Source organism: Bradyrhizobium sp. Leo170, from assembly GCF_004296405.1.
In the GTDB taxonomy this organism is placed as follows: domain Bacteria; phylum Pseudomonadota; class Alphaproteobacteria; order Rhizobiales; family Xanthobacteraceae; genus Bradyrhizobium.
In genome coordinates this window covers 1-5,233 of the sequence record NZ_PSRR01000462.1, presented here as the reverse complement: position 1 = coordinate 5,233, position 5,233 = coordinate 1, and the positions used below count along the sequence as shown (strand labels likewise).

6 protein-coding genes are annotated in these 5,233 nt (G+C 64.8%); all 6 read left to right on the top strand.

Features of this window, described 5'->3' with window-relative positions; genetic code table 11:
• Window positions 1–953: MotA/TolQ/ExbB proton channel family protein (locus CWO89_RS40365; protein ID WP_130583833.1), on the top strand; the 953-nt coding region annotated here is incomplete at its 5' end.
• Between the two features lie 6 nt (window positions 954–959).
• Window positions 960–1,364, top strand: coding sequence for an ExbD/TolR family protein (locus tag CWO89_RS40360; protein WP_130583832.1), 405 nt, complete (start codon window positions 960–962; stop codon window positions 1,362–1,364).
• Window positions 1,365–1,531: 167 nt separating this feature from the next.
• Complete coding sequence (locus CWO89_RS40355; protein WP_245476797.1) at window positions 1,532–1,864, top strand: hypothetical protein; 333 nt, start codon at window positions 1,532–1,534, stop codon at window positions 1,862–1,864.
• Entirely contained in the window at window positions 1,861–2,598 is a 738-nt protein-coding gene (locus CWO89_RS40350; protein WP_130583831.1) for an energy transducer TonB, read from the top strand. The genes CWO89_RS40355 and CWO89_RS40350 overlap by 4 nt, the downstream gene beginning before the upstream one ends.
• A 45-nt stretch (window positions 2,599–2,643) precedes the next feature.
• Window positions 2,644–4,515, top strand: a complete 1,872-nt coding sequence (locus CWO89_RS40345; RefSeq protein WP_130583830.1) for a putative porin — start codon at window positions 2,644–2,646, stop codon at window positions 4,513–4,515.
• Window positions 4,516–4,517: 2 nt separating this feature from the next.
• On the top strand, window positions 4,518–5,117 hold the full coding sequence (locus CWO89_RS40340; RefSeq protein WP_130583829.1) for a hypothetical protein: 600 nt from the start codon (window positions 4,518–4,520) through the stop codon (window positions 5,115–5,117).
• Window positions 5,118–5,233: the final 116 nt, after the last annotated feature.

Genomic DNA, 5,233 nt, shown 5'->3' with positions numbered 1-5,233 from the left:
CCGCGGACGATGCCGCCGCTGCGCCCGCGCCCGTTGCGGTCCCGGCGATGGCGGGCTTTGCCGGCGACGTCGACGAGCTGCAGATTGCGAAGATCGCGCGGTCGGCCGGCTTCATCAAATTCGCCGCGATCGGGCAGGGCCCCGACCAGGCCAAGCTGATCGCCTTCAGCGTCGATGAGGAAACCGGAAGCTGGCTGTCGGGCTACTTCGCGGTGATCCTGAAGTCGGTCACGCTCGACGGCTGGGTGGTGATCGGCCTTTTGGTGATCATGGCGGCCTTGAGCTGGGTGGTGATGGTCGACCGCACCGGCTACCTGAACCGCCAGGCCAAGGCCAATGCGGTGTTCATGAAGCACTTCCGCGCGGTCGCCGACGATCTCACCATGCTCGACCGCGGCGAGGATGCCGATGTCGCCACCCTCGGCGGCCGGCTGACGGCGGCCGATGCCAAGGCGATGAAGGCCTCCTCGCTCTACCGCATCTACCACATCGGGGCGCAGGAGATCCGCCACCGCTTCCGCGGCGGCACCGCGCCGGTGCTGTCCGGCGCCTCGATCGCGGCGATCCGCGCCGCGCTCGACAGCGGCGTGGTCAAGGAGATCCAGCGATTGAACCGGCTGATGGTGGTCCTGACCATCGCGATCTCCGGCGGTCCGTTCCTCGGCCTGCTCGGCACCGTGGTCGGCGTCATGATCACCTTCGCGGCGATCGCGGCCTCCGGCGACGTCAACGTCAACGCGATCGCGCCCGGCATCGCGGCGGCGCTGGTGGCGACCGTGGCCGGCCTCGGCGTCGCGATCCCGGCGCTGTTCGGCTACAACTACCTGATCTCCAAGATCAAGGATCTGACGAGCGACATCCAGGTCTTCGTCGACGAGTTCGTGACCAAGATGGCGGAGTTCTACACCGCCGACCGGCCGGATCCGATCGACCACCGCATGGCCGCGGAGTAAACGGCGATGCAGCTCCAGAGCGACTCCAAGCCGTATGACGACATCAACATCACGCCGATGTTGGACCTCGCCTACGTGCTGCTGGTGATCTTCATCATCATGACGACGGCGACGGTGCAGGGCCAGAAGGTCAACCTGCCGAAGGCCTCGGCCGCGCCGTCGCTGGCGACCCAGACCACCAAGGCGATCACGGTCTCCAATGACGGCAAGATCTTCCTCGACACCATTCCGGTGACGCTGCCCGAGCTCGAGCAGCGGCTGGTGCAGCAGAAGGCGCTGACGCCGGAGTTTCCCGTGGTGCTGCGCGGCGACGCGCAGGCCCAGTACCAAAGCGTGATGGACGTGCTCGACCTGCTCGGCCGCATCGGCCTCAACCAGGTTGGACTCGCCACCAAACCGCTCGTGAAGTGATGCGATCGTCGATCCCGGTGCCAACGCCTCTTCCTCACACGCCTATTCGGCGCAAACGCGCCTATGAGCGTGCGCTCGATGCGCTGCAGCGAGCGCTCGTCCGGCTGCGGCTGGTCGGGCCGGCTCTCGATAACCTTGCCTCCGATGCTGCGAAGGGAGGGGATTGCGTGAGTTCTGTCGTTCTGCCGTTTCCCATTCGGGGCGAAGCGCTTCTGGTCAAGCTGGCGAACGAGCTCCGCGGCCGCGTCACGGCCGGAGAGCTGGAGGATGATCCGTTCCTGGCGACGATCTCGCGCGGCCGCCGGGCGCGCCTGTCGATCGACCGCGATGCCTATGTCGAGTTCGACGCCGAAGACGAAAGCTTCCATCTGAAGATAGATGCCACGCCCGTACTAACGCTGACGCTGGAGACGAAGGAGTTCACAAGGCTCGTTGAATTCGTCTTTCAGTATTTCGCCGAGCGTGATCGCGGTCTGCGGCAGGTCGAGGTCGTGTCGTGAGCAAGCTTCGAGACGATTGGAATCTGCCGGACGAGCCGTCAGATCGTCAGCGCTCCATATTCCGCAGCCCCGGGATGCGTTACGGCGCGGCGCTTGCGGTGATCGCCTTGCTGTTCGGCGGGGCAGGCTACTGGCTGTTCGGCGGGGACGATCTGCCGCCGCCGCGACAGGTCCGCGAGATCACGATCGTCAACATCACGCCGCCACCTCCGCCGCCTCCGCCACCTCCGCCGCCCGAGCAGAGGATGATCGAGCAGCCGAAGATGGCGGAGCCCGAGTTCAAGGAAGACAAGCCGATCGAGAAGCCGCAGGACGAGCCGGTCAAGGACGCGAAGAACGACGAGCCACCGGGGCCGCTGTCGCTTGACGCCCAGGCGACCGGACCAGGCGATCTCTTCAATCTTGGCGGCAAGCCGGGTGGCAATCCTTATGGTGGTGGCGGCGGTGGTGGCAGCCGTTGGGGCTGGTACACGACCATCGTCATTGCGCAGATGCAAGAGGCGCTCGGGTCCAATCCGAGGACACGCAAGATGACCGGGCAGCTTCAGGTGAAGCTCTGGGCCGACAGCACCGGCCGCATCAACCGGGTTCTGCTGGTGCCATCGACCGGAGATGCTGAACTCGATGCAGTGATCACCAACGACGTGCTGGGCCGTCTGACGCTGCGCCAGCCACCGCCGAAGGACATGCCGATGCCGATGGTGACGCGCCTAACGGCGCGTCGGCCGAGCTAACGCGACTCTGACAAACACAACGGACTTAAGAGGACTGGGGACAAAATGTTTGAGATTAATCCAGGTGCACGCCGGCGCACGCTGCTGCTCGCTGTCTCGCTGGCTGCGCTTTCCTGCGCGGCGCCAGCACTTGGCCAGCCCGCGGACGAGGCAGGCGCGCCTGAGAAGAAGGTGGAGTCGAAGCGGCCGAAAGTGTCGGATGCCAAGCCGACCTCGCCGAATACAACGGTCAATCTGCTCAACCTCATGGTGAAGCGCAAGCTGCTCAGCGAGGATGAGGCGCAGTCGCTGATCAAGCAGGCCGAAGACGAGGCCTATGTGTCGCGGCAGGCCTCCAAGGACGCGACCAGCAAGGCGGATGAAGCCGCGAAGGCGGCGACCGCGGCCGCCGCGGCGGCCAATCCGCCCGGCACCAAGCACGTGACCTACGTGCCGGAGATCGTGAAGCGGCAATTGCGCGAGGACATCAAGAAAGAGGTGATGGCGAAGGCCGAGAAGGAGAACTGGGCCTCGCCCGGCATGTATCCGGAATGGGCGCAGCGCATCCGCTTCTACGGCGACGTGCGCGCCCGCTATCACGGCAGCTTCTTCCCGAACGGCAACGATCCGGGCCTGACCAATTTCAACGCCATCAACACCGGCTCACCCTACGACGTCTCCAACGCCAACCTCGCCAATTACCCGACGTACAACACCTATCAGAACCGCAACCAGGTGCGGCTGCGCGCCCGGCTCGGCATGGATGCCGACCTCACCAACGGCTTCGCGGCGGGCTTGCGGATCGCCACCGGCGAAAGCAACTCGCCGGTCTCGACCAACCAGACCCTGGGCGGCGGCGGCTCGAACTTCTCCAAATATTCGATCTGGCTCGATCGGGCGTTCCTGAAGTACCAGCTGCCGAACCAGGATGTGGTGGCGCAGGTCGGGCGTTTCGACAATCCGTTCTGGTCGCCGACCGATCTGGTCTGGTACCGCGAACTGGGCTTCGACGGCTTCGCCGTGCAGGCCAAGCAGGAAGTGGTGCCTGATATCACGGCGTTCGGCGTGATCGGTGCGTTCCCGATCTTCAACACCGATTTCAATGCCGGTATCACCAACGCGTCGAGCGAGACTGCGAAATTCCCCAGTCACGACAAGTGGATGTTCGGCGCCCAGGGCGGCTTCGCCATGCGGTTCGATCCGGTCAGCGAGTTCCGCTTCGGCGTCGCCTATTACGATTTCGAGAACGTGCAGGGACAGGCGTCCGAGCCTTGCATTATCGTCGCAAGTTCCGATGGCTGCAGCTCAGACCTGTCGCGGCCGCTATTTGCCCAGAAGGGCAACACCTACTGGGCGCTGCGCAACATCGCATCCGGCACCTGGAATAACTTCGGCCAGACGGCGCAATATCAGTATTTCGGGTTGGTGCAGAAATACCGGCCGTTGGTTGCGAGCGCATCGCTCGACCTCGGTGACTTCCATCCGTTCCACATCGTGCTCGATGGCGAGTTCGTCTGGAACTCGGCCTTCAATCGCGCGCTGACGGGTCCCGGCACCGGACTTAAGGATCTGCCCACCATTCCCGGCATCGCCCTCAACAACCGCGCCGGCACCGCGGACGGCTCGTTCGGCCCGTTCAACGGCGGCGACATCGGCTGGATGGCGCGCGTCACGGTCGGCAACAGGGAGATCAAGCACTTCGCCGACTGGAACGTGCATGTCGGCTACAAATACCTGGAGTCGGACGCGACGCTCGATGCCTTCGCCGATTCTGATTTCGGGCTCGGCGGCACCAACCTCAAGGGCTACTTCCTCGGCGCCAATTTCGGCCTCAGCGAGAACGTGTGGGCGTCGATGCGCTGGCTGAGCGCCAACAACATCGCCGGCTCGCCCTATGCCGTCGACGTCCTGCTGGTCGATCTCAACGCAAAGTTCTGATCATGAAGATACGCATCCTCACCTTCCTCACGGCGGCCGTCGCGGTGTGTTCGCACGTCGAGTTCGCCCACGCCGATGCCGAGACCGATCGGCTGCGCGAAGCCCTGCGCAGCGCCACCTTGCAGACCCGGCAATTGGAGGACCAGCGCACGGCGCTGCAGGCCAAGCTGGCGGACGCCGAGCGGGACAAGGCCGCGGCCAAAGCCCAGGTCGACGCCGCCAAGAAGCAGGTCCGCCAGACCGAGAAGCAGCACCGCGAGGCCGTCGACGAGTTCAACAAGCGCCTTGCCGAGCGCGACGAGACGCTGGAGAAATGGAAGTCGGCCTATGAAGAGGCGGCCAATGTCGCGCGCGACAAGGACGCCGCGCGGGCCAAGTTCGAGGGCGAGGCCAACGCCTACAAGGCCTCGACCAAAGGCTGCGTCGCCAAGAACGACCAGATGCTGAAGGCCGGCCGCGAGCTGCTGAAGCAGTACAAGAGCGTCACGATCGGGGACACGATCGTCGCGCATGAGCCGATGCTGGGGCTGCGTCGGGTGGAAATCCAGAACAACATCCAGGATAGCGGCGACAAGATCCTCGACCAGAAGGCAGTACCATGACACGTTCTCCTCTCCGCGGCGCACTCCCGATCCGCTCCCTGCGCGTGTCGCTCATGGCGACGGTGCTCGCCGGCCTGCCGCTGGCCGCGATTGCCCAGACACCGCAGCCGCCGGCG